The following is a 24,434-nucleotide window of genomic DNA, read 5'->3' as shown; positions in this document are numbered from 1 at the left end:
AGAGGTGGCTCAGCGCAGTTCGATCCCCAGCACCTGGAAATCGTCGGCCGCGTGGCGGCCCACCAGCAGGCGGAACGTGCCCTGCTCGAACTGCCAGCCGCCGTCGTAATGCCCGAAGGCCTTCGCCGGAATCCGCACTTCTACGCTGTCCGTTCCGGCCGGTGCCAGGTGCGTCCCGGCGTAGCCGGCAAGCCAGCGGACCGGGCGCTCCACGGCGGACTCCGCGCGGTCAAGGTACACCTGGACCACTTCGCGGCCCGTGCGCGCGCCGGTGTTCCGAACCGGAACGTGCACCACAACGTCCTGGCCGGCCGGAACCGACTGCGGCGCGTGCGCGGTGCCCAGCTCGAACGTGGTGTAGCCCAGGCCGAAGCCGAAGGGGAGGGCAGGGGCGGCTCCGCCTGCGGCCTGCTGCTTGAGCCAGGCCCGGTAGCCCACATGGATGCCCTCGGAGTAGGCCACCTTGCCGTCAACCGGCGTGGTGTTGAGTACGGGGACATCCTCCAGCGCGGCGGGCCAGGTGGTGGGTAGGCGCCCGCCCGGTTCCTCGGTGCCCAGCAGGATGTCGGCGATGGCGGTGCCGAATTCCTGGCCGCCGAACCAGCCGAGCAGGACGGCGCCCACCTTGTCCAGCCACGGCATGAGGACGGGCGAGCCCGAGTTCACCACCACCACGGTGCGAGGGTTCACCGCGGCCACGGCCTCCACCAGCTGGTTCTGGAAACCGGGCAGGTCCAGGTCCTTGCGGTCGAAACCTTCGGACTCGATGGCCGCGTTGGTGCCGACCACCACCACCGCCACGTCGGCTGCCCGGGCAGCTTCGACGGCGGCGTCGGTTTCCGCCTGCGGATCCGCAACCACGGTTTCCTCACCCAGCAGGATGGCGGTGAACGGGATCACCTGCTGCTTCGGCAGCTGGAATTCGGCTTCGATCCGCACGCTCTGGCCAACCGTGGTTTCGATGGCGTGGACGGTCTTGGGCGGATCGAACAGCGCGGCGCCCAGGACGTCCGTGTCATCCTCGATCTCGCCGTTGAACACCTCGTCGCCGTCAAGGGCGAGCCGGATTTGGCCCACTGTCCCGACGCCGAGGTGGTGGACGCCCGCTGTGTCGGCGGTCCAGTCCGCTTCCATGCGGATGGAGGCCGCGCCGTCGGGAATTCCGATGCCGAACCAGATCAGGTGCGAGGCAAGACGGTCTTCGCCGGAAATCTCCGAGCCGTCCCCGGCAAGGAACGTGACCCGCGTTCCGGGCACGCCGGACACCGGGTTGCGGAGCGAGGCGCGGGGGAACGCCTGCAGTCCCTCGGCCACCTTGGCGCCGCGCACATAGGTGACGTCGACATCGTCGGGCAGTGCCTTCCGCAGCCCCTGCAGCGGCGAGACGGTGTACTTGGGCATCACTGTGGCGCTGCCGCCGCCCTGGGTGCGCGCCTCCTCGGCGTTGTGGCCGATCACCGCTACGCTGCCGAGCTTCGTGGCGTCCAGCGGCAGGATGCCGCCTTCATTGCGGACCAGCACGGCTCCGCGGACAGCCACTTCACGGGCGACGGCGGCGCCGTTCAGCGGGGCGGGAAATTCCGTCACGGCGGGCGTGAATCCCTCGAGGGAACCCACGCGGGCCGCCAGCCGCAGGATGCGGGTGACCTTTTCCAGGATGGCGTCCCGGCTGACCCGGCCGTCCTCGACGGCGGCCAGCAGCTTGGGGCCCCAGTGGCCCACGGGCCCCGGCATTTCCAGGTCCTGGTGCGCGTTTGCGGCTTCGACGGACCGGACGCCCGTCCAGTCCGACACCACCACGCCGTCGAATCCCCATTCCGTGGACAGCGGGGTTTCGAGCAGCTTGTTTTCGCTCGCCGTGGTGCCGTTGATGGAGTTGTAGGAGCTCATCACCAGCCACGCGCGGGCCTCGGTGATGGCGTCCTCGAAGGCTGCCAGGTACAGCTCGCGCAGCGGACGCTCGTCAACCACGGAGTCCGCGGTGAAGCGGTCGGTCTCGGCCTCGTTGGCCAGGTAGTGCTTGGGCGTGGCGCCGACACCCATGGACTGCACGCCGGCAACATACCCGGCGGCCATGGTTGCCGTCAGGCGCGGGTCCTCGCTCATGCATTCGAAGTGGCGGCCGCCCAGGGGGGAGCGGTGCAGGTTGATGGTGGGGCCGAGGACCGCGTGCACGCCCTTGCGGCGCGCCTCCTGGCCCAGGACCTGGCCGTAACGGCGTGCCGTTTCGACGCTCCAGGTGGCGGACAGGGCGGACGACGACGGCAGGGAGACGGAGTCGTGGCGCTCATCGAAGTCTTCGCCGCGGACGCCGGACGGCCCGTCCGACAGGACCACGCGGCTTAGTCCGATTTCGGGGATGGAGTGGGTGGCCCAGACGTCCGCTCCGGTCAGCAGCCGGACCTGCTGTTCCAGAGTGAGGCTTTGGGCGAGTTCGCGGATCCGGGCTTCGGCGTCCGGGGAATCCGACGCCGGGGCCAGCACGGCCGGTGAGAGTGCGGGGTTCATTTACTTGACTCCTTTGGCGCCGCGGCTATAGGAGTGGTGCTGGTTGAAGTGCTGCTGAGCGAAGTTCCGCTGGCCGGAGAAGCCGGGGAATCCTGGGGAATGGTCTTGACGGCCACATTGCCTCCTGACGAAAAGTGACCCTCCGTTGGGTCCTGACAATGATGGTAGCGACAAAAACAAAGTCTGACTAGATTTTTGTGGAAAGACGTGAAATACACTGACTCAATGTCAACGTCGAAGCCACGCGGCCAGTACGCAAAGGGAGCGGAACGCCGCGAACAGATAATCCAGACGGCCACGGATGTTTTTGCCACGGAAGGCTTCGAGGGCACGGCGCTCAAACGCGTAGCCGAGCTGGTGGGGGTGAAGGAAGCCACCCTGTTCCATTACTTTCGAGGCAAGCAAGAATTGCTGACGGCGGTGCTCGCCGAGCGGGACCGGCGGAGCCTGGCCGCCGGTGAACACGAGGAAGTGGGCCTGCGGCTGCTGGTACCTGTTGCCGAACGCAACCGGAAGGAGCCCGGGCTCACCACGCTTTATGCGGTGGCTTCGGCCACGGCGAATGACCCGGCGCACGATTCACACCCGTACTTCCAGGAACGCTACGCCATGCTGGTGGAGGAGCTGGCCGAGGACATTGGCCGCCGCCAGGAGGCCGGCGAAGTGCGCCGGGATGTGCCCGCGCAAAAGCTGGCGCGGCTGGTGGTGGCCACCTTTGACGGCCTCCAGCTGCAGTGGCTCTACGACAAAAACGTTGACATGGCGGACGGCCTGACACAGCTGGTCGACGTGCTGCTTGCGCCGCCCGCGGCCTAGGCCGGAAGCCTAGCCCTTCGCCGCACCCGTGCTGCCGCGGACTTCGAGCCGCGGCTGGAACACCGTTGGTCCTTCGGCCACCGCGTCGGAGGGGACATGCCGGATCAGGTCCCGCATCCGGTGCCACGCCTGCTGGCCCAGCTCGGTGATGGGAACCGCCGCCGTCGTGAGGGTGGGGGTGGTGTAGCGGGCAAAGGGGATGTCGTCGAAGCCGGTGACGGAAATGTCCTCCGGGACCCTGACGCCGCGCTCGTGGAGCCCGCTCAGGAGGCCCATGGCCACGAGGTCGTTGAAGGCCAGGATGCCGGTGGCGCCGCTGGCAACGACCGCGTCCACCGACTGGTGCCCCGCCTCGAAGGTGGAGCCGCCGTCGAGCATCATGAGATCAATCTCCGGGTGGGCCGTCGTGAACTTTTCCAGGCCCGCGAGGCGCAGGCCGTTCGACGCACTCCGGGCCGGTCCGGCCAGGAAGGCGAGGCGTGTGTGGCCCAGGTCCACGAGGTGTTCGGCCAGTTCCTGGATGCCCTGGCCGTAGTCCACCATCAGGCTGGGCGTGTGCGTGTCCACGGTGGTGCGGTTGATCAGCACCATGGGCTGGAGTGACGGCGCGAGCTCTTCCAGTTCGGCGTCGCCCATGCGCGGTGCACAGAGCACCAGTCCGTCGCAGCGCCGGCGGGCCTCGCCGGCAAGGATGGCTTCCTCGCTGGACACTTCGGAGGAGTCGGCGATCAGAACCCGGTAGCCATCCTGTGCGGCGGCCATGCTGAGGCCGCGGAGGATGGCCTGGAAGGTGGGGTTGGAGAGGTCCGGCACCACAATGCCGATGGTGTCCGTCTTTCCCAGCGCCAGGCTGCGGCCCACCGGGTTCGGCTGGTAGTTCAGTTCCGTGGCTGCGGCCCGGACGCGCGCGGCGATGGCGGGGTCAACAGTGAAGTTGCCGTTCATGACGCGCGATACGGTCGCGTGCGAAACGCCGGCTTTGAGGGCGACGTCGGCAATGCCGATTCGCCGGGTGGTGGCTCTCCTGCCCAAAGTGGCCCCTTTCCGGGCTTCTCCGACTCCTTCGCCGTCTTCCGCTACGGGCATTCCCGTTCGGGGCGATGGTTGACGTGACCGCCAGAGTCTTGATACAAAGCTTATAACGTTCTGAGAAAACGCTTTCTCATCATTCTCACCGCACCACCACCGGCCGTCAAGCGGCCGGATTCCTGCCTTCCGAAAGGGTTACACCGCAATGGGCACCACAGCCAACACCGTCAATCCGGGCGGCACCGTCGCCGCCGATGACACAACTGTCGCCGCTTCCGCCCCCGCCAGCGCTGTCCGCCCCGCCGGGGCGGCAGACGCAAGCGCCGCCGCTAGCCCGGTCCGTAAAGCGCGGATCGTCCTGATCGGCACGGGCGGCCGTTCGGAGATGTACATCCGCGCGATCTTCGGCAAGCACTCGGACACCGCCGAACTGGTGGCCTTCTCCGACGTCAACCCCGGCCGCGTGGAGTTCTACCAGAAGCTCATCCAGGAACTCGGCGCTCCCGGCCCGGTTGCTGCCTTCGATCCCGCCGATCTGACCGCCTTCATCCGGGACAACGACATTGACCGCGTTGTGGTGACCACACCCGACTACACCCACGCCGACTACATCGTGGAAGGACTGGAAGCCGGTGCCGACGTCGTGGTGGAAAAGCCGCTGACCATCGATGCAGAAGGCTGCCGCCGGATCACCAGGGCCGTCGAAGAAACTGGCCGGAATGTTGTGGTCACCTTCAACTACCGCTACTCGCCGCGCAACAGCGCGCTGAAGGAAATCATCCAGAGCGGCGTGATCGGCAAGGTCACGTCCATCGACTTCAGCTGGGTCCTGGACACCGTCCACGGCGCTGACTACTTCCGCCGCTGGCACCGCGAAAAGAAGAACTCCGGCGGCCTGCTGATCCACAAGGCGTCCCACCACTTCGACCTGGTCAACTGGTGGATCGACGACGTCCCGGAGCGCGTTTTCGCCTCGGGCGGCCTGAAGTTCTACGGCGACAAGAACGCCGCCGAACGCGGCCTCGGCCCGCGTCCGGAGCGGGGAACGCCCGACGCCGGTGCTTCCGCCGCCGGAACAGGCGGCGCCGAAAAGGACCCCTTCGCACTGGACCTGCGCGAAGACGAACGCCTCAAGGCGCTCTTCCTGGACAACGAACACTTCGACGGCTACCGCCGCGACCAGGACGTCTTCACGGCCGGCATCACCATCGAGGACAACCTGGCGCTGGTGGTGGACTACCAGGGCGGCCCCGTCCTCAGCTACTCGCTGAACGCCCACAGCCCCTGGGAAGGCTACCGCGTGGCAGTCAACGGCACCGAAGGCCGGGCGGAACTTGAAGTGGTTGAACGCGCAGCCGTCCTGCACAGCACCGACAAGAAGACCGTGGTTGACCCGTCCGCGACGCCCGTCGAGGAAGAGGACGCTGTGCGCCGCAACGGCGAACGCCTGGTGGTCCAGCGGCACTGGGAGCCAGCCTACGAAGTCCCCATCGTCAATGGCGAAGGCGGCCACGGCGGCGGCGACGAACTCCTCCTGTCCGATCTCTTCAACGGCCCCGGCGAAGACCCCCTGGGACGGCCCTCCGGCTACCTGGACGGGCTTCGCTCCGTGTCGGTCGGCATCGCGGGCAATGCGTCCCTGGAGTCCGGGCTTCCGGTCCGCACCGCGGACCTGGGGCTCGGCGCCGACCTTCGCCGGAACCCCGTGACCTGAGCCCCCAGACCGAGTAAGGATCCCATCACCATGAGCAGGATTTTTGTCACCGGCGGCTCCGGCCGGCTGGGGCGCAGCGTCGTTGCCGGCCTCGCCGGCGCAGGCCACCATGTCATCTCCGTTGACCGCGACGCCGTTCCCGCCGCCCAGCTGCCCGACGGCGTCGAGCAGCGCACTGCCGACCTCCTGGCGCCGGGGGAGGCGGAGCGCCTCCTGCGCGAAACCGAGCCCGACGCCGTCGTCCACCTTGCGGCGATCGCCGTACCGTTCAGCGCGCCGGAAGACGTCATCTTCAGCACCAACACGAGGCTGGCGTACGCCGTCATCAGCGCGGCAACGGAACTGCGCATCGGCAAGATCGTCACGGCAAGCAGCCCCACAGTGCTGGGCTACGGTTCACCGGCGGGCTGGCTGCCGGAGAGCTTCCCGGTGGACGAGCAGACCACCCCGCGGCCCTGGAACGCCTATGCGCTGTCCAAACTCATCGCCGAACAGACCGTGCAGATGTTCGCCGCAGCCCAGGGGGATGCCATCCGCTACGCGGCCTTCCGGCCCTGCTACGTGATCTCGCCCGAGGAGTGGGCGGGCGCGCCCACCCAGCAGGGTCACACCGTCCGCGAACGGCTGGACGATCCCGCCTTGTCCGCGCCGGCACTCTTCAACTACGTGGATGCGCGAGACGTGGCGGCCTTCCTGGACCTGCTGCTGGCCAGGATGGACACCATCCCCAACGGCCAGACCTTCTTCGTGGGAGCCGCCGACGCACTGGCCACCGCACCGCTTGCCGACGTGATGCCCCGGTTCCTTCCCGGCAGTTCGGAGCTTGCCGCCGGACTCACGGGCACCAGCCCGGCATTTTCGATCGCCAAGGCCCGTGAGCTGCTCGGCTGGGAACCCAAACGCAGCTGGCGGACCGAACTTGCACCACCGCTCACCGCCCCATCCCCCAGCAGACCATCCCTCAACGACGAGACACCTGCCGTGCTGGTCACGGCCGGCACAGGATCCAAGGAGACCCCATGAAATTCGACGGCGTACTGTTCTTCCCCGTCACACCCTTCACACCGGAAGGGACCGTGGATGTGGACATCCTCAAGGAGCACATCACCTCCCGCCTGCCGTATGGGCCGGGCGGCGTGTTCCCGGCCTGCGGCACCGGCGAGTTCCACGCGCTGAGCATTGACGAGGTGCGCACCGTGGTGACCGCCGCCGTCGAAGCCGTAGCGGGCCAGGTGCCGGTGGTTGCCGGTGCCGGCGGGCCCCTGGGCCATGCGCTCGAGGCCGCCCGCGTCGCCGAGGAAGCGGGAGCGGACGCCCTGCTTGTCCTCCCGCCGTACCTCGTGACCGGCCCCACCGACGGCCTGGTGGCCTACATCGAAGCGGTAGCCGCGGCCAGCAGCCTGCCGGTGATCGTCTACCACCGCGGAAACGCCAAGTACACAGCCGCCTCCATGACCCGTCTGGCCGCCAACCCCAAGGTGATCGGTTTCAAGGACGGGCTGGGCGATGTTGGCCTGGCCCAGGAGATCGTCAGCGCCATCAACGCCAGCGGACGCGAGGACTTCCTGCTCTTCAACGGCCTCCTCACCGCGGAACTGACCCAGGGCGCCTACCGCGGCCTGGGCATCCCGCTCTATTCCTCGGCCGCGTTCGCCATGGCACCGGAAATCGCCAAGGCCTACTACGACGCCTACACCTCCGGGGACGAGGACCGGCGGCACGCGCTGCTGGAAGGCTTCTACGCCCCGCTGGTCCGGCTCCGCGACCAGACCCCGGGTTTCGGCGTCTCGCTGATCAAGGCCGGGCTGCGCCTGGGTGGCCTGCCGGTTGGTCCGGTGCGTGCTCCGCTGGTTGACCCCACCGAGGAACAGCTCGTCCAGCTCAAGTCCATCCTGGCCAAGGGCTACGAGCTGGCCGGCCACTAATGGTTGCCGCCGTGGAAGAAGTGGAAACGGCAGTGCGGACCATGCCCCGGATCACCGGGCTGTCGAGCCGCCTCCTGACGGTTCCGCTCCTGCGCAGCTGGGGTGCGGAGGCACCGGAAAACCATGTGATCGTCACCGAAGTCCGGACGGACGACGGCGGCACCGGGCACGGGTTCTCCTGGACCCCCACCATCGGCCCGCAGGCGGTCAAGGCCCTCCTGGATTTCGACGTCGCGCCTTTCATCACCGGGCTCGAAGCGAACCCCGAGGCTGTGTGGGACCAGCTGTGGAAGAGGCTGCACGAAGCCGGCGGCGGGGGTCTGACCACCATCGCCATGGCCGGTGCCGACCTTGCCCTGTGGGACCTGCAGGCGCGCCGGGCCGGAACCTCGGTCACCGGGCTGCTGGGCCAGCGCCAGGATTCCGTGGAGGTGTACGGTTCCGGCGTGAACCTGCACTACTCCCTCGGGGAGCTCGTGGCGCAGGTGGAACGCTGGGTGGCTGCCGGGCACAACGCGGTCAAGATCAAGGTGGGCAAGCCGGACATCCGGGAAGACGCCGAACGCGTGGCCGCTGTCCGGAAGGTGCTGGGCCCGGACCGGAAGCTCATGATCGACGCCAACCAGCGGTGGGACCTGCCCGCGACATTCCGCGCCCTGGACGTGCTGGGGGAGTTCGGCCTTGAATGGCTGGAAGAACCCCTCCGGGCGGATGACCTGTGGGCCTACCGCAGGCTGCGCCAGCACTCGCCGGTACCCATCGCGCTGGGCGAGAACCTGCACAACATCTACCGCTTCCGCGATTTCATCGAGGCGGGAGCGGTGGACATCATCCAGCCCAACATCATCCGGGTGGGCGGCATTACCCCGTTCCGCCGCATCGTGGAACTCGCCCGCACCCACAGCATCAGGGTCATGCCGCACCTGCTGCCGGAACTCTCCGGCCAGCTCGCGCTGACCATGGCCGAGCCCACCCTGGTGGAGGACGTCGAGGACGCCTCCTTCGAACAGCTTGGCGTGCTGGACGAACCCTCACCCGTGCAGGTCGGCAACAGCCGGCTCACCCTCACGGGCCGGCCCGGGCTGGGGTTCGCCTTCTCCGGACCATCCGCTGACAACCAGAACAGGAATTCACTGTGACAACAGCAACCCTCGAACTCACCGCCCTGACGGCATCCGCCACCCGGGCGGCCAAAGCCGCCGCGGCAGCGCCCGACGTCGAACGGGCAGCCTGGCTGAACGCCGTCGCCGATGCGCTGGACGCCAACGTGACGGAACTGGTGGCCCTTGCCGATGCGGAGACCCGGCTGGGTGCCGCGCGGCTCACCGGCGAGGTGGCCCGCACCTCGGGGCAGCTCCGGCTCTTCGCCACGGTGATCACCGAAGGCTCCTACCTTGAAGCGGTCATCGACCACGCCGACCCTTCGGCCACTCCGCCCCGGCCCGACCTGCGGCGGCTGCTGAAGCCGATCGGCCCGGTGGCTGTCTTCTCGGCGTCGAACTTCCCGTTTGCGTTCTCGGTGGCGGGGGGCGACACCGCATCGGCGCTCGCCGTCGGCTGTTCCGTCATTGTGAAGGCGCACTCCGGCCACCTCAGGCTCTCCGAGCGGACGGCGGAAATCGTCACGGACGCACTGGCCGCGGCCGGTGCTCCCGACGGCCTGTTTGCGCTGGTCAGCGGACGGGACGCCGGCACCGCGCTGGTGCAGGATCCCGCCATCAAGGCCGTGGGTTTCACCGGGTCCATTCCCGGCGGCCGGGCGTTGTTCGACCTCGCGGTCTCCCGGCCCGAACCCATCCCCTTCTACGGTGAACTTGGCAGCCTGAACCCCGTGGTGGTCACGGCCGGGGCGCTCAAGGCCCGCGCCGGCGAGCTCGCTGCAGGCCTCGCGGGTTCCTTCACTCTCGGCGCCGGCCAGTTCTGCACCAAGCCCGGAGTCGTGTTCATCCCCGCAGGAACCGACTTCCCGGGGCTGCTGGCGGAAGCCGCCAAGGACAAGGGCGCGGCCCCGATGCTGACGGAGCGCATCGCCGACGCCTACCCGGACGGACTCCGGGCGGTGGCTTCACTGACGGATGGGTCCGGCCGGGGCGCCGTACAGGTGGTCAGCGGCTCGGTTGACCAGGATGCCGCAGCGGACGGCGCGGCACCGGTGATCTTCAGGACCACCGCAGCCAGCGTGCTGGAGCGCCCGGAGGACCTGCTGGAGGAGTGCTTCGGCCCCACCACGCTGCTGATCGAATACTCCGGCAACGATGAGCTGACTGAGGCGCTCGCGATGGTGCCCGGCAGCCTGACCGCCACCGTTCACGCGCAGCCGGGCGAGGACGTTTCCGGGCTGGTGGAGCAGCTGTCCGGGCTCGCCGGCCGCGTGCTGTTCGACGGCTGGCCCACCGGTGTCGCGGTGAACTGGGCCCAGCAGCACGGCGGGCCGTACCCGGCCACCACCTCGCTGTTCACGTCGGTGGGGGCGACGGCGGTGCGCCGCTTCCAGCGCCCCGTGGCCTACCAGGACGCCCCCGAAGCAGTCCTGCATCCCGCCCTGCGGGAAGCCAACCCGCTGGGAATACCGCGGCGTGTGGACGGCGTGCTGGTGCTGCCTTAGCCGCATGGGCCGGTTGGGGCGCAAGTGACACAGGAAAATCACCCTCCGGAAACGTTGCTGCAATCTTGCCGGGGGATGCTGTTCCCAGGAGTAGCACCAGGGGAGGGGCTCATCGTGGATACAGGCGGCAAGACCATCGTCCGCACAAGCTCGGAGTTGTCGGCCGGGGAAGAAATCGAAGCCTGGCACAAAGGGCGGTTGTTCCACCGTGGTCTGGTTACGGAAACGATCCCGTCTGCGGACCTGTTCTGGATCGTGGATTCGCGGACGGGGGCGCGCAAGCTGTTGGACGTGGAAGCCCTGGAAATAGTCAGGGTGGGAAAAACGGGTGCTGTTGCCGCGAGGACTGAGCCGGTGACTGCTAAACCGGCCAGACCTGAACCCGCCAAGCCTGCGGCCGCCAGACCAGAACCTGCCAAGCCTGCGGCCGCGAGGCTCGAATCTGCCCGCGTGGACAAGGTGCCCCGCGTGGACAAGGTGGCCCGCGCGGAGCGGCTCGCCGCTCCGCGCGCAGCCCGGCGGGAACCGCACGTCGTGTGGTTCTCCAATGCCTGAGGCAGGCCGGCTTAGCGGGTGACTGCCGCGGCAGGGTCGAGGTGGCTGATGCTGTCCGGCGTGATCCGCAGGACCCGTGCCGTGGAGATGTCATAAAACAACCCCGCAACATGGATGCGCCCGGACTCGAGCGGTTCCTGCAGGCGGGAGTGGCGCCGGAGCCTGTCCAGCTGCACGGCAACGTTCACCATGGCCAACTGGTCCACGGCACCGTAACCTGCCTCGGCTGCCGCGGCCTGCACCGGGTGCCCCTCGCGGAAGGCGGCCAGGCTTGGCCGTGCGTGGTCGAGCCAGACGTCGATGGCCCCACGCTCGGCGGTGCCGTCCGGATCAGCCCACAGCGCGGTCATGGCACCGCAGCCCGAATGCCCGCAGACAACGATGGACTCCACCGACAGTTCGTTGAGGGCAAACTCCAACGCTGCCTCGATGGAAGCGTCCCGGCCATCGTCTCCCACCACATTGCCCACATTCCGGACGGTGAAGAGGTCGCCCGGGCCGCTGCTGGTGATCAGGTTGGGCACCAGGCGGGAGTCCGAGCAGGCCACGAACAGCGTGCCCGGATCCTGGAACGAGGACAGCTCCTGGACATGGGGACGCACCAGGTGCGCGTTGCGCCGGTGGTAGTTGTCCACGCCGGTCAGCACGGAACGCAGCGGCCCCGGAACCCCGGTGCCTGCAACCTCAGACGCCGAAACTTCCGTTCCTGCAACAGCCGTCCCGGATGCCGCGTGCCCGGCAAGCATCCGCCGCTGCCAGCTGCGCCAGGGGGCGAATCCGCTCCGAAGGGCGGAGCGTGAACTGCCGCGGCTCGGCGGGCCGGCCTGCGCATCGTGGAGCGTGGCTGTGCCGCTTTCCTCGATGACCACGGTGCCGCCGTTGCCCACGTGCCTGCTGCGCCAGGCATCAAGGGTGTCGTGGACGGGATGGTCCAGGAAGTCCACCTCCAGCTCTACCGTGACGTGCGCACCGGCAGGAACCGAGGCCAGCACGGCGCTCAGGCGCGGGAGGGAGAGGAAACTGCAGGAGCCGTCGATCACCACCCGCCAGCGGTTCCCGTCGCCGTCGCCGGTGCCGGCCGGTTCCGCGTGGATGCTGGCCCTTGCCACCCGCCAGAGAACCAGTGCAACGGCAAGGACCAGGCCGGTCAAAACTCCCGCGAGCAGGTTGACGAACACCACGCAGAACAGGGTCACACCGTAGACGGTCAGGTCGCCGGTCCGCCGTGCGGTCCTGATGTCGGCCGCCCGGACCAGACGGGAGCCGATGACGATCAGCAGGCCTGCGAGGACAGCCTGGGGAATCAGCTGGATCAGGCCTGCCAGCAGCAGCGAGAAGACCAGCACCCAGACGCCGTGGAGTATCGCGGACTTCCGCGTCCGGGCGCCGGCCTCAATGTTGGTGGCACTCCGGACGATCACCCCGGTGACGGGCAGGCCTCCCAGCATCCCGGAGGTCACATTGGCGGCACCCTGCCCCAGGAGCTCGCGGTTGAAGTCCGTTCGCCGGCCGTGGTGCATCTTGTCCACGGCCACGGCGGAGAGCAGGGATTCCACACTGGCGATCAGCGCGATGGTCACCACGCCCATGACGACGGCTGTCCAGTTACCGTCGGGCAGTTCGGGAAGGGCCAGCGCGCCGAGCAGGGAGCCATCGAAGGTGATCCGGTCCACGTTGAAGGGCAGGGAGAGGACGGTGGCTGCGATGACTGCGACGAGGGGCCCGGGAACCCCGCGTACAGCGGCGGGGAGGTGCTTCCAGCCGAGCAGCAGGGCGATGACCACCGCGCCCAGTGCCGCGGCGGCGATGTCGGCGGCGATGAAGCTCCCCGGCATGGCCATGATGTTCTCCCAGGCTTCACTTGCCGACTCTGCGCCGAGCATCACGTGCAGCTGCTGCAGCACGATGGTGATGCCGATGCCGGCGAGCATGGCATGAACCACCACCGGCGCAATGGCCAGCGCGACGCGGCCCACCCGCGCCAGGCCCAGCATCGCCTGGAGCACGCCGGCCGCCGCGGTGATGGCGCAGGTGACGGGCCAGCCGAACTGTTCGATCAGGCCGGCAACGATGACCGTCAGGCCGGCGGCGGGTCCGCTGACCTGCAGCGGTGAGCCGCCCAGGCTGCCGGCAACGATCCCGCCCACGGCGGCGGCAATCAGGCCGGCCATGACCGGGGCGCCCGAGGCAGCCGCGATGCCCAGCGACAGCGGGACGGCCACCAGGAACACCACCAGCGATGCGGGCAGGTCCCAACGGAGACCGGTTGTGAGGAAACTCCGGAGGCTCCGGGTACCGGGTTGGTCAGGCGAACCTCCCCGGGCTGTGGCGGGATCCTGTTCTGTCCGGTTCTGGCCTGTCGGTGCGGGCGGGTCCGTCTTGGCGGGTGCTGGTGGCATTGCAGTCCTTCGCTGGTGCTTCGCGGTCCCGTGCCACGCTATTGACGCTCCCGTTCAACCCGCAAGGGACCCGATCGTGACAAAGAACACGCCCAGGAACCGCTCCCGCCGCGTAACGGAAGCTCAACATTCCCGCCGCGGAGGCCGGGGGAACCGCCCGTTTCCCCGCTGCAGGGAGCTGGCCCGGCCCCACCGAATCAGGCTAGGTTTTCAAGTCAAATCCACTCGATGGGGGATTTCATCGGCCTTCGGGGCGAAAAAATTCCGGCGGTTCCTTCCCGAAAGTGCCTGCCGGTCTATACCAGTGACGTCATGTTGCGCGCTCACAGCTCCAGGGTCAGCGGCCGCCGGAGGCCGTTCACCACGGCGGCCGGCCAGCGCGGGTCCACGCTGAGGACGGTGATCCCCGAGTCGGTGAGCTGCACCGTGTCCTCGATCTTGACTCCCGGACCGGAGGGATTCCAGGTGAAGGTCTGGTGAGGGACCACAGCGTCGTCGGTACCGGGAGTCGCCCGGGGATCGCGGCCGGCATATCCGGCCGGACCGCCCTGGTGGTGGAGGGTCCACTGGTCCGCACCGAACCCGTGCCGGAAGTAGGCTTCCTGGATTTCCGCGAAGATGCCGCCAAGCCGCGCCCCCGGAACAGTGGCGTCAAAGATGTCCGCCTCTACTGCCGCAATGCGGCTTTCGGCGTCGAGCTCTTCCGTGGTCCCGGCGTCGAACCGCACCCAGCGGGTCACGTTGGCCACCAGCCCGTTGCGCCGTGCGCACACCACTGCCATGGCCCGCCGGCCGATCGGCGCGCGGGTGGGAAGCGGGTGGCGGAACGCGCTGCGTGCGGAACCGTTGCACAGGAGAACCAGCGGCTCGGCGCCCATCGCCACGACCCGCGCGGCCAGGGCTGAAGCCACAGCGAACTCGGTGGTTTCCGGGGTGGCATCGGCGAGGACGTCGGTCATCGCGGCGGCCGCGTCAGCGCACAGCCGGGCGTACCGGGCGCTCTCGCCGGGCAGGAACTGCTGGCGTGCGGTCCTCAGCTCTGCGGCGACGTCAGCCTCTGCGAGCGGCTTGCCGCCGGCGGCGAGCATGGCTGCGGCGGCATGCAACTGCCCGTGCCAGGGCACGGTGTGGAGGGCGACGCCGTCGGGCAGCTCCTCCGCGGCGATCCGGGCGGCCTCGTTGTTGTACGTGACCAGGTGGTCGCCGTCGCGGTCAACCAGCATGGCCGCGACGGGGTCGCCGGCCAGGCTGATGTGGACGCGGCTCCCGTCCAGGTACCAGGTCAGCGCCGTGTTGGTGGTGAGGAGGAGCGAGTCCCGGCCCGCAGCGTCCAGGATATCCAGGACTCGGCGCCGTTTGACTGCCCGGTCGGCCGGGTTCCCGGGGGCGGCTGTTGCGGATGCGGCGTTCTGCTGTGCCTGTTGCGTAGCGGTGTTCACGTGGATTCCCCCAAAGTAGTGATGAGCTGTTCGATATCGCTGGTGGACAGGAGGCCGTCGGCCACCAGGACGGTGACGGTGCGGTGCAGCGGGGTGGCATGGCTGGCTGTTGCCGGCTGCTCCCACGCCAGGGACAGCCCGACGCCGGGGTACCCCGACATGCGGACAAACCAGGGATCGCGGGGCTGCTCCGGCTCCGGCCGGGGCAGGAAGACGAGCGTGGCCGGTCCGCCGTCGGGCTCTCCCTTCCGGAAGGTGCCCGCCCACGCCAGCCACGGCGCCGCAGCGGAGGGGACAGCGCCGTGGACGGCGTCTTCCCCTTCCCCGGAGGCTGTCCACACCCTTGCACCGTCGACGGCGGGAAGGCGCCAGAGGAAGCCCCCGTAGCCGCCCTGCGTGCGGCCGTTCGAGCCCGGGCTGCCGAGCGCGACCGGGTCCGGTCCGGAGGGCGTCAGTGTGAAATCCAGCGTGAGCTGCCACGTGGAGGAGTCGACGGCGGCCCAGCTCCACGTCCGGCGTTCGCTGAGGAGGGGAACCGCGGGTCCCGTGGAGTTGTCCGGTGCCAGCCAGCTCAGGGTTTCGGTCCGCGAGCCTCCGTGGACGCCGCTTTCCACCCCGAGGGTGACGATCCGTCCGTGGTCCTTCCGCCAGACGTAGGCCCCGGCGTCGCGGGTATAGGTGCGGCCGCCCCAGAAATTGACGCCGTCCACGTCCTGGATGGCAACCCCCGCTCCGAGGTGCCACACGTGGTCCTCGGGGAGATGATCGGTCACCACGGTGCCGGCCAGGGTGCTGACCGGATGGAGGTAGGGGCGCGGCGATGACGTGGGTGTTATCCGGCTGCCGTCCGCGAGCCTCGCCACTGCTTTCCCGTTCACCGTGAATGCGGGCCGCGGCTCGTCTGCAGGCAGCTCGCGGGCCCAGGGCGCGCCGAGCTCCGCGAAGGTGGCCTGCGCCGCGGCGGCCCGGCGCACCAGCTGGCGGATTCCGCGGACCACGGGGTGGGCGTCATCGCCCTCGCCTTCCCAGACCACATGCGCCGCGCCGATCGCGCGGGGCTGCTCCGCCGTCCGGATAGCCTCCAGCACCTTCATAAAGGCGCCGTTCCCGGCCAGCGGGCTGAGCAGCTGCTGGGCGCTGCCAGGGGAGCGGCGGGCGGCCAGGAGGTCTTCCAGCAGATCCGTACGGCCGAATGTTTCGGTGCGCTCGCCGTCGGGCGTCGTCACGGCCAGCCGGTCCTCGGTGTAGAAGAAGTCTGCCCGGCCCAGGGTGCCGTGGACAGTGACGGTCGGCGCGGTCTGTTCGTCGGCGCACAGGGTCAGGGCGCAGAGGAGGACGGTGCCGCCGGAGGTACGGACCCGGACCACCGAGGTGTCGTCGCTTTCGGTCGCGTGGGCGCGGTACAGGTCCGTCTCCACGGACAGGACGTCGCCGGCCAATTCCGCACCCGCGATCTTCAGCCCGGTGGCCACCGCATGCGCCAAAGCATTGGTGGCTACGCCGTCCACCACATCCGTGCCGTCCAGGCTGCGTTTGCCTGCCCAGCGTGATCGCTTGAAATAGCCCTTGGTGCGCACCCACGTGCCGACCGCGCTCACTCCGCGGACCTCGCCGATTTCCCCGGACGCCACGAGCCAGTCCAGCGCCGGCAGGGCGTGGGAGCCCAGGCTCTGGAAGCCCACCTGGACCAGCCGGCCGGCCGCCTGGGCCGCGGCAAGCACCGCGTCGAACTGGGCCAGGGAGGCCATGGGCGGCTTCTCCACGTAGACATCGGCCCCGGCGGCGATCGCGGCAAGGGCCAGCGGCGCGTGCGTCTGGATGGGTGTGGCCAGGATGACCACGTCAGGGGCCGGACCGGAGCCCAGCAGCTGTTCCAGGTCCTGGAAAACGGCCACAGTGTCAGCGAGTCTCCCGGGGGCGGGGGGAGTGGGGTCAGCCACTGCCACCAGTTCCAGGGCGCCGGCTTCCTCGAGCCGCACGAGGTTGGCCAGGTGCCGCTCACCGAATCCGTGCACGCCCACCAGGGCTATGCGCGGGCGGGCGGCCGGGTCTGCGGAGCCAGCAGCCGTGCGGCTGCCGAAATCCGCGGCGACGGATTGCTGAGTCATGAAGTGGTCCTCAATGGCTAAGGGGTTGAAAGGCGGGGAGGGGCCTGCGGTCGCTGCCCCGGGCGTCCAGGGCTGCCGCCAGGAAACTGGTTGCTTCATGCTGCATCCGGGCGGTGAAAACGTGGCCGCCGGGCCAGAAACTTCCGGTGTAGGCGCCCCGGGGATGCAGGGACTCCAGTTTGCCGTGGGCGTCCCGCATGCCGGCCTCTGGAAAGAGCGGGTCCGCCAAGGCGTACTGGACCAGGAAACTGCCGGCACCGGACCTGGTGGTCAGCTCCGGCCAGTCACCGAGCTTCCAGAGCCCCGGGGTCTGCAGCAGCCAGGAATGTGCGTCCAGGTAGGCGGGCAGCAGGGACTGGAAGGTGGTCATCATGCAGGTCACCACGTAGGTCCGGATCCGGGGGCTCAAGGCGGCCAGAGTCAGCGAACGGCCGCCGCCGCCGGAGAACCCGATGCAGCCCAGCCGGTCCTGGCTGACCTCCGGCAGGGCGGCCAGAACTTCCAGGGCGGCGAGGTCGTCGTGCGCCACCATTCCGGCGAGGCTGGTGCCAAGCAGTCCGGCCGCCTTGGCCACCGTATCCTCGTGGAAGCCGGCGGCGGCATTGTAGAGGTCCGCTTCGGAGGGCTCGACGCCGTCCTCCCGCCACTGCGCCTTGTGTGCGTCCAACCCCGAGGCCGTCCGCCACGGCGGATCCGCCAGGTCGAAGCGGCGGCTGCCCCAGCCGAACGTGTCATGCGCCAGGACCGCGAAGCCTTGGCGCGCCACGTCCGTCGCCAGCGCGTGCCCGTCATAATGCCCCGCGCGGGCCGCCGCAGCGGAGGGGTGGGTGTGGGGAAGTTCCACGAGCCGGTCCGCCCCGCCGAACTTGTTCCCGCCGTGGCAGTGCAGGGCAAGGACGCCGGGCAGGGGCTTGCTGCTTCCTGCCGGGCGGACCAGCCAGCCCGTCGTCCGGGGGCCGAAGCCCAGCTGCCAGCTGAGCTGGGAGGTGGTGACGCCGTCGTGCGTTTCCTCCCAGAGGACCTGCAGGTCCTCGGGGACGGACGGACCCGGCACACCGAGGGCGTTGGAAAGTTCCTGTGCGGCAGGCCCGGAAGCCTGGTACCGGGGGTGCTGCCGGACCCAGCCGGGCCAATCCTCGTAGCCGGCGATCGCGCTGGGCCGGACGGGCGGGATGGTTTCGTTCACTGGCCTGCCTACTGTTCGTTGCCGCAACCGGTCAGTACCAACGCCGGTGCCGCCGTCGCGCCGGCAACACCCATGACAAACTTCTTGAGAGCTAACTTCATTGTCCTGCCCCTCAGTTGTTGCTACGACGGTTGAGTGACCGGCGCAACAGAAAACGTTTTCTCAAAAACTAACAAAGGGCTATACAGGAGTCAAGAAACCGTTTACTTTGGTACAAAGCCGCAGTTATTCAGCACCGTCGCAAGGTGCCGGAAGAGGCTGTTGCGGGGAATCCTGCAGTACGGCCGGATCGGCCACCAGAACGGTGCATGACCTGATCGCGCCGACGATCACCAAGACGTGGAGGGCCACGATGACCAAAGGAGACCACATGGCCGCTAAACACATTCCCAGGGCTGCGCGCCCGGCAGGCTTGCCGGTGGAAGCGCGCCCGCTGTTCCGGACGGAGTCGATGCAGTGAGCGCCATTAGCGAACTCAGCTCAATCTCCCGCCGCAAGGGCAAAGCCACCGCAGAGGAGAAGAAGGCTAACGGCCGCGACAACAAGGCCGCCTACATTTTCCTGCTGCCATGGCTGGTGGGGCTCGTGGCCATCACCATCGGCCCCATGCTGGTGTCCCTGTACCTGTCCTTCACGGATTACAACCTGCTCCAGCCGCCGGAATGGACCGGCCTGGACAACTTCACCCGCATGCTCAGCGACGCCCGGCTGCACAATTCGCTGCGGGTAACGTTCACCTACGTCTTCGTTGGCGTACCGCTCCAGCTGGCCGTCGCGCTGTTGATCGCGCTGGTCCTTGACAAGGGGCTGCGCGGGCTGCCGTTCTATCGTTCGGTGTTCTACCTGCCGTCCCTGCTGGGCGGCTCAGTTGCTGTTGCCATCCTGTGGAAGCAGATCTTCGGCACCACGGGCCTGGTGAACCAGGTCCTGGCCATGTTCGGCATCCAGGGGCCCGGCTGGATCTCGGATCCCAGCACGGCCCTGGGCTCGATCATCCTGCTGCACGTCTGGACGTTCGGCGCTCCCATGATCATCTTCCTGGCCGGCCTGCGGCAGATCCCGGTCATGTACTACGAGGCGGCCAAGGTGGACGGTGCAAGTACGCTGCAGCAGTTCCGGCGGATCACCATGCCGATGCTCAGCCCCATCATCTTCTTCAACCTGGTGCTCCAGATCATCGGCTCGTTCCAGTCGTTCACCCAGGCGTTCATCGTCTCCGGCGGCAATGGCGGCCCGTCCGACTCGACCATGTTCTTCACGCTGTACCTCTACCAGAAGGGCTTCGGCCAGTTCGACATGGGCTACGCCTCGGCCATGGCCTGGTTCCTGCTGGTCATCATCGGCGTGTTCACCGCCATCAACTTCATCGCTTCTAAGTATTGGGTTTTCTATGACGACTAAGCTTGAGACGCTGCCCGCTCCGGACAAGACGCCCGGCGCCGGCAAGCCTACGAACCGCAAGCCCAAGGTGCGCGAGTCCAGGGGGACCCTGGCGTTCAGCCGGGCGCAGCGCAGCAAGGCGCTGATGAAGCACGCCATCCTGGTCGTTGCCGGCGGCCTGATGATCTACCCGCTCCTGTGGATGGTTGTGTCCTCGCTGCGGCCCAACGAACTGATCTTCCGCGAGCCCGGACTGTGGCTGAACAGCCTGGAAATGGGCAACTACACCGATGGCTGGTCTGCCCTGACCCACCCGTTCGGCCACTACATGCTCAACTCGGCGATCGTGGTCCTGGGGTCCATCCTGGGAAACCTGATCTCCTGCTCCATGGCGGCCTACGCCTTCGCCCGGCTGCAGTTCACCGGCAAGAAGCTGTTCTTCGGCATCATGCTCCTGACCATCATGCTGCCGTTCCACGTGATCATCGTTCCGCAGTACATCCTGTTCTCGCAGATCGGCTGGGTCAACACCTTCTGGCCGCTGATTGTGCCCAAGCTCCTGGCGACGGATGCGTTCTTCGTGTTCCTCATGGTGCAGTTCATCCGGGGCATTCCCAAGGAGCTGGATGAGGCCGCCAGGATCGACGGCGCCGGGCACCCCCGCATCTTCCTGCGGGTCATCCTGCCGCTGATGGTGCCGGCCCTGGCCACCACCACCATCTTCACGTTCATCTGGACGTGGAACGACTTCTTCGGGGCGCTCATCTACCTCACTGATCCGGACATGTTCACTGTTCCGGTGGCGTTGCGGGCCTTCGTGGACTCGCAGTCCGCCACGAGCTGGGGGTCGCTCTTCGCGATGTCCATCGTGTCCCTGCTGCCGGTGTTCCTGGTGTTCCTGTTCGGGCAGCGCTTCCTGATCAAGGGAATCGCGACGACGGGCATCAAGTAAATCCTGCAGGTTCAGCTTTGAACGGGGTGGAGGGGCGTTCGTCCCCGTCCACCCCTTTCGTTGGACGGCCGCAAAATCAGCAGGCTACCATCTTGTATTACAAGTATCTTGCTTGTATTCTCAGTGAGAGAAAACGTTTTCTCGATGACTTTTCGAACCCCACTGTTTCAACATCAACATCAAGATCAAAGAAGATCGGAGAATCCAGTGCCGCTATTTTCCCGCCCTGCCTCAGCCGCCCGTCGTGGCGCAGCTGAGGCCACATCCGCCCGGGCCGGGCGCAGGCTCCGCCGGACCGGCGCAGTTGCCGCAGCTGCCGCCGTCGTCCTGGCCCTTAGCGCCTGCGGCGGGGGAGCCGCCCCGCAAAGTGCCGACGGCAAGGTTGAACTCCGTTTCTCCTGGTGGGGAGGGGACAAGCGGGCGCAGCTGACGCAGGCCGCGATCGCCGCCTTCGAAGCCGAGAACCCGAACATCAAGATCAAGCCGGAGTTCGGCGACTGGAGCGGATACTGGGACAAGCTCGCCACGCAGGTTGCTGCGAACGACGCCCCGGACATCATCCAGATGGACGAAAAATACATCACGGAGTACTCCAGCCGCGGCGCCCTGCTGGACCTGTCCAAGTACGACATTGACACGTCGAAGTTTGACGAAGCCGCCCTCAACGCCGGGAAGAGCGAGGACGGACTGACGGGCATTGCCGCCGGCATCAACGCGGCAACCATCCTGGCCAACCCGGCCGTCTTCAAGGCTGCCGGCGTTGAACTTCCCGACGACAGCAAGTGGACGTGGGAAGATTTCGAGCGCATCGCGGCCGAGGTCACCGCGAAGTCCCCGAAGGGCACGTACGGCGCTGCGGCCTACGGCACGGACGAAGCTTCGCTCGGCGTGTGGCTTCGGCAGAACGGCAAATCGCTGTACACCAGTGACGGGAAGCTGGGCTTCGAGCCGGGCGACATCGCCGAATGGTGGGCGTTCCTGAAGGAACTCAGCGAAAAGAAGGCCGTCCCTTCGGCGTCAGAGGTGGTTGAGGCCGAGGCGGCACCGCTGGACCAGAGCGGCCTGGCGACCGGCAAGAACGGGCTCGCGTTCTGGTGGTCCAACCAGCTTCCGGCGCTGGAGAAGGCCGCCGGCGGAGAGCTTCAGATCCTGCGGTTCCCGTCCAAGACCGGCACCTCCGCGGACGCCAAGCTTTGGTACAAGGCCTCGCAGTTCTGGTCAGCCTCTTCGCGCACCAAGCACCCGGAGGAAACCGCCAAATTCATCAACTTCCTGGCCAACAACACCAAGGCCGGCGAAACACTCCTTGCCGACCGCGGCGTTTACCCCAACTCCGACGTCCGGGCAGCAATCGAACCCAAGCTGACCCCCGCCGACATCAAGGTGGTCAAGTTCATTGACCAGATCAAGGGCGAACTCGGCGAGGCCCCGGCGCCGCCGCCGAAGGGTGCGGGTGCCATCCAGGAGATCGTCAAGCGCTACACCTCGGAGGTTCTCTTCAACCGGCTGTCCACTGAGGAAGCCGGCAAGAAGGCAGTCGATGAAATGAAATCAGCCATCAGCAGCTAGCATGAGCGTCAGCTCCGCCGCAGTTCCTTACAGACGTGCCCCTATCTGATCCTAGTGATTCGGATGGGGGCACGTTTGTCGCCGCCCCCAGATGGCATTTGGCGGCAATGCCGGGCGCCCGCACTGCCGCCAAATGCCATCTCGGTGCAAGGTCAGTCCTCCGCGATCACCGCCACGCCGCCTGCCGGAACTGTGCCGGTGAACTGCTCTCCGGATAGCAGCTCAGCCCCTGCCACGCGCACGGAGGCGTCGGCGCGTGAGTGGTTGATGGCGAAGACGAAGCTGGTGCCGTCGCCGGAGCGTCGCCGCGTCAATTCGACTCCCTGGTCCGCTTCGGCCACTGCGGAAACTTCCGAGTCGGCGAGCAGCCGGTCCACCAGTGCCTCGATGCCGTCCCGGTCCGGGAAGGTTGCGAGGTACCAGGCCGAGCCGGTTCCGACGGAGCGCCGCGTCAGGGCGGGAACGCCCTCCAGCGGGTAGTCGGTGAATGTCTGCACCGGCTCGGCCCCGGGAGCCCCCGCGGCTCCGGCCAGGTGCACATGCTCGCTCCACACCGTCCCCGCTCCGCCGTCGCTGAGTTTGACCGTGGACCCGGCCAGCAGCGGGTGGAATTCCTCCACCCTGACCCCCAGCAGGTCGCGGAACGCACCAGGGTAGCCGCCGAGCCGGACGTGGTCCTGTTCGTCGACGATGCCGCTGAAATAGCTGACCAGGACTGTTGCGCCGGCGCGGGCAGCCGAGGCGATGTTCGCGGCCGCGGAGTCGGTCACGTTGTACAGGGTGCACACCAGGACCAGGTCGTACCCCTCGAGCGAGGCCGCAGGGTGCACAAAATCCGTCGAAATTCTGCGCAGGAACAGGCTCCGGTGGAAGGCGCGCATCAGGTCCAGGTACTTCACGTCCTGGCTGGGGTGGGAGTCGAGTTCGCTGGCCCACCATGCCTCGTAGTCGAACACGATGGCCACGCGCGCCTCCACCCGGGATCCCCGGACGGACGCCAGCTTCTGCAGCGCGGAGCCGAGCCCCACCACCTCCTGGAAGACCCGCGTCTCGCGCCCGCCGTGCGGCACCATGGCGGAGTGGAATTTCTCCGAGCCGGCGAAGCTCTGCCGCCACTGGAAGAACATCACGGCATCCGCTCCGCGGGCCACGTGAGCGAGGGAGTTGCGCAGCATTTCGCCGGGCATCTTGGGCTGGTTGCGGGGCTGCCAGTTCACTGCCGACGTCGAATGTTCCATCAGGATCCAGGGGTCACCGCCGGCAACGCCGCGGGTGAGGTCCGCGCTGAAGGCGAGCTCGATCTGACGCTCCGGATCGGCGGCCACGAGGTAGTGGTCGTTGGCGATGACGTCCAGGTCCTTGGCCCAGTCGAAGTAGTCCATGGACTTGGTGGCGCTGGAAACCATGAGGTTGGTGGTGGCGGGCACTCCCGGAGTCACTTCCCGCAGCACCTCCAGCAGCGACCGGTAGTAGTCCATCAGGGCCCAGGAATTGAAGCGTTGGAAGTCCAGCTGCTGGCCCGGATTCAGCGTGGACGGCGCCACCGCAGGCGGCAGGACCTCCTCGAACGAGGCGTAATGCTGGGACCAGAAGGCCGTTCCCCATGCCGCGTTGAGGGCTTCGACGCTCCCGTACCGACGCTCAAGCCAGCGGCGGAAGGCGGCCGCGTCCTCGTCCCCGTAAAACTCCGAAACATGGCAGCCGAGTTCGTTGTCCACATGCCAAAGCGCCAGTGCCGGGTGGTCCTTGTACCGCTCTGCCAGCACCCGGGTGATGCCGGTTGCGTACCGCCGGTAGACGGCCGACGACGGCGTGTAGTGCCGCCGGGATCCCGGTCCCAGCACGGTTCCGTCAGCCGTGACGGGGAGGATTTCCGGGTGTTTGCGCACGAGCCATGCCGGGGGAGCAGCGGTGGCGGTGGCCAGGGCCACCTTGATGCCTGCCGCCGCCAGGTTGTCCAGGACGTCATCCAGCCAGCCAAAGTCGTAGTTGCCCTCGGACGGTTCCAGCAGGCCCCAGGAAAAGATGCCTACGCTGAGGAAGGTGACACCGGCTTCCTTCATGAGTCCGAGGTCTTCCAGCCGGGTGCTGACCGGCCACTGTTCGGGGTTGTAGTCGCCCCCGTAAGCGATGCCTTCAAGGCTGCCCCACACCGCTGGTGGAGTGGATTTTTCCTGGGATGACATGGGACTCCTTCGTCGATGCTGGTACACGATCGTGGCATGAAAGCTGATGTTTGGAAAACGCTT

At 67.7% G+C, this 24,434-nt stretch carries 17 protein-coding genes; 10 read left to right on the top strand and 7 right to left on the bottom strand.

Annotated features, from left to right (window positions below):
- Positions 1–9: 9 nt before the first annotated feature.
- Positions 10–2,508 (bottom strand): beta-glucosidase family protein, encoded by a 2,499-nt coding sequence (locus AC1MDG_RS17185; RefSeq protein WP_479805459.1) that lies wholly within the window; start codon positions 2,506–2,508, stop codon positions 10–12.
- A 225-nt stretch (positions 2,509–2,733) separates the two neighbouring features.
- On the opposite strand from AC1MDG_RS17185, the gene AC1MDG_RS17180 reads away from it, so the two are divergent.
- Positions 2,734–3,324 (top strand): TetR/AcrR family transcriptional regulator, encoded by a 591-nt coding sequence (locus tag AC1MDG_RS17180; RefSeq protein ID WP_479805457.1) that lies wholly within the window; start codon positions 2,734–2,736, stop codon positions 3,322–3,324.
- Between the two features lie 9 nt (positions 3,325–3,333).
- Here AC1MDG_RS17180 and AC1MDG_RS17175 read toward each other — a convergent pair whose 3' ends face one another.
- A complete protein-coding gene (locus tag AC1MDG_RS17175; protein WP_479805455.1) occupies positions 3,334–4,356 on the bottom strand; it encodes a LacI family DNA-binding transcriptional regulator in 1,023 nt (340 codons plus the stop codon).
- A 202-nt stretch (positions 4,357–4,558) separates the two neighbouring features.
- Here AC1MDG_RS17175 and AC1MDG_RS17170 point away from each other — a divergent pair, with 202 nt between their 5' ends.
- The 6 genes from AC1MDG_RS17170 to AC1MDG_RS17145 all read left to right on the top strand — a co-directional run bounded on the left by AC1MDG_RS17170 (position 4,559) and on the right by AC1MDG_RS17145 (position 11,152).
- Entirely contained in the window at positions 4,559–6,067 is a 1,509-nt protein-coding gene (locus AC1MDG_RS17170; RefSeq protein WP_479805453.1) for a Gfo/Idh/MocA family protein, read from the top strand.
- Positions 6,068–6,097: 30 nt separating this feature from the next.
- The gene (locus AC1MDG_RS17165; RefSeq protein ID WP_479805451.1) at positions 6,098–7,090 is read left to right on the top strand and encodes an NAD-dependent epimerase/dehydratase family protein; all 993 of its coding nucleotides are present in this window, start codon (positions 6,098–6,100) and stop codon (positions 7,088–7,090) included.
- Positions 7,087–7,992: a 5-dehydro-4-deoxyglucarate dehydratase gene (locus AC1MDG_RS17160; RefSeq protein WP_479805449.1), complete on the top strand. Its 906-nt coding sequence runs from the start codon at positions 7,087–7,089 to the stop codon at positions 7,990–7,992. Before AC1MDG_RS17165 ends, AC1MDG_RS17160 begins: the two co-directional genes overlap by 4 nt.
- 41 nt (positions 7,993–8,033) lie before the next feature.
- Entirely contained in the window at positions 8,034–9,131 is a 1,098-nt protein-coding gene (locus AC1MDG_RS17155) for a mandelate racemase/muconate lactonizing enzyme family protein (protein WP_479809128.1), read from the top strand.
- Positions 9,128–10,597 carry an aldehyde dehydrogenase (NADP(+)) gene (locus tag AC1MDG_RS17150; protein ID WP_479805447.1) on the top strand — a complete coding sequence of 490 codons (1,470 nt, stop codon included), beginning with the start codon at positions 9,128–9,130 and terminating at the stop codon, positions 10,595–10,597. The genes AC1MDG_RS17155 and AC1MDG_RS17150 overlap by 4 nt, the downstream gene beginning before the upstream one ends.
- A gap of 114 nt (positions 10,598–10,711) precedes the next feature.
- Entirely contained in the window at positions 10,712–11,152 is a 441-nt protein-coding gene (locus AC1MDG_RS17145) for a hypothetical protein (RefSeq protein WP_479805445.1), read from the top strand.
- Between the two features lie 11 nt (positions 11,153–11,163).
- On the opposite strand, the gene AC1MDG_RS17140 is transcribed toward AC1MDG_RS17145, so the two are convergent.
- The 4 genes from AC1MDG_RS17140 to AC1MDG_RS17125 form a co-directional block, all read right to left on the bottom strand.
- A complete protein-coding gene (locus AC1MDG_RS17140; protein ID WP_479805443.1) occupies positions 11,164–13,551 on the bottom strand; it encodes a SulP family inorganic anion transporter in 2,388 nt (795 codons plus the stop codon).
- Positions 13,552–13,874: 323 nt separating this feature from the next.
- The gene (locus AC1MDG_RS17135; RefSeq protein WP_479805441.1) at positions 13,875–14,990 is read right to left on the bottom strand and encodes a M24 family metallopeptidase; all 1,116 of its coding nucleotides are present in this window, start codon (positions 14,988–14,990) and stop codon (positions 13,875–13,877) included.
- Positions 14,987–17,098: a DUF6807 family protein gene (locus AC1MDG_RS17130; RefSeq protein WP_479805439.1), complete on the bottom strand. Its 2,112-nt coding sequence runs from the start codon at positions 17,096–17,098 to the stop codon at positions 14,987–14,989. Before AC1MDG_RS17130 ends, AC1MDG_RS17135 begins: the two co-directional genes overlap by 4 nt.
- A 10-nt stretch (positions 17,099–17,108) precedes the next feature.
- The gene (locus AC1MDG_RS17125) at positions 17,109–18,284 is read right to left on the bottom strand and encodes an acetylxylan esterase (RefSeq protein ID WP_479805438.1); all 1,176 of its coding nucleotides are present in this window, start codon (positions 18,282–18,284) and stop codon (positions 17,109–17,111) included.
- Positions 18,285–18,740: 456 nt separating this feature from the next.
- On the opposite strand from AC1MDG_RS17125, the gene AC1MDG_RS17120 reads away from it, so the two are divergent.
- The 3 genes from AC1MDG_RS17120 to AC1MDG_RS17110 all read left to right on the top strand — a co-directional run bounded on the left by AC1MDG_RS17120 (position 18,741) and on the right by AC1MDG_RS17110 (position 22,185).
- Positions 18,741–19,685: a carbohydrate ABC transporter permease gene (locus tag AC1MDG_RS17120; RefSeq protein ID WP_479805436.1), complete on the top strand. Its 945-nt coding sequence runs from the start codon at positions 18,741–18,743 to the stop codon at positions 19,683–19,685.
- Entirely contained in the window at positions 19,675–20,616 is a 942-nt protein-coding gene (locus tag AC1MDG_RS17115; RefSeq protein ID WP_479805434.1) for a carbohydrate ABC transporter permease, read from the top strand. Before AC1MDG_RS17120 ends, AC1MDG_RS17115 begins: the two co-directional genes overlap by 11 nt.
- 207 nt (positions 20,617–20,823) lie before the next feature.
- Entirely contained in the window at positions 20,824–22,185 is a 1,362-nt protein-coding gene (locus AC1MDG_RS17110; RefSeq protein ID WP_479805432.1) for an ABC transporter substrate-binding protein, read from the top strand.
- 152 nt (positions 22,186–22,337) lie between these two features.
- Here AC1MDG_RS17110 and AC1MDG_RS17105 read toward each other — a convergent pair whose 3' ends face one another.
- Positions 22,338–24,371 carry a beta-galactosidase gene (locus tag AC1MDG_RS17105; protein ID WP_479805431.1) on the bottom strand — a complete coding sequence of 678 codons (2,034 nt, stop codon included), beginning with the start codon at positions 24,369–24,371 and terminating at the stop codon, positions 22,338–22,340.
- Positions 24,372–24,434 lie beyond the last annotated feature (63 nt).

This window comes from Arthrobacter sp. AIWTK1 (genome assembly GCF_056680535.1).
This window is presented reverse-complemented; position numbering and strand designations above follow the sequence as displayed.

Excerpts from the sequence above, each read along its gene's own strand:
- AC1MDG_RS17185 (WP_479805459.1), bottom strand. The coding sequence starts at position 2,508 with ATGAACCCCGCACTCTCACCGGCCGTGCTGGCCCCGGCGTCGGATTCC.
- AC1MDG_RS17105 (WP_479805431.1), bottom strand. The coding sequence starts at position 24,371 with ATGTCATCCCAGGAAAAATCCACTCCACCAGCGGTGTGGGGCAGCCTT.
- AC1MDG_RS17160 (WP_479805449.1), top strand. The coding sequence starts at position 7,087 with ATGAAATTCGACGGCGTACTGTTCTTCCCCGTCACACCCTTCACACCG.
- AC1MDG_RS17180 (WP_479805457.1), top strand. The coding sequence starts at position 2,734 with ATGTCAACGTCGAAGCCACGCGGCCAGTACGCAAAGGGAGCGGAACGC.
- AC1MDG_RS17165 (WP_479805451.1), top strand. The coding sequence starts at position 6,098 with ATGAGCAGGATTTTTGTCACCGGCGGCTCCGGCCGGCTGGGGCGCAGC.
- AC1MDG_RS17115 (WP_479805434.1), top strand. The coding sequence starts at position 19,675 with ATGACGACTAAGCTTGAGACGCTGCCCGCTCCGGACAAGACGCCCGGC.
- AC1MDG_RS17155 (WP_479809128.1), top strand. The coding sequence starts at position 8,034 with ATGCCCCGGATCACCGGGCTGTCGAGCCGCCTCCTGACGGTTCCGCTC.
- AC1MDG_RS17130 (WP_479805439.1), bottom strand. The coding sequence starts at position 17,098 with ATGACTCAGCAATCCGTCGCCGCGGATTTCGGCAGCCGCACGGCTGCT.
- AC1MDG_RS17170 (WP_479805453.1), top strand. The coding sequence starts at position 4,559 with ATGGGCACCACAGCCAACACCGTCAATCCGGGCGGCACCGTCGCCGCC.
- AC1MDG_RS17140 (WP_479805443.1), bottom strand. The coding sequence starts at position 13,551 with ATGCCACCAGCACCCGCCAAGACGGACCCGCCCGCACCGACAGGCCAG.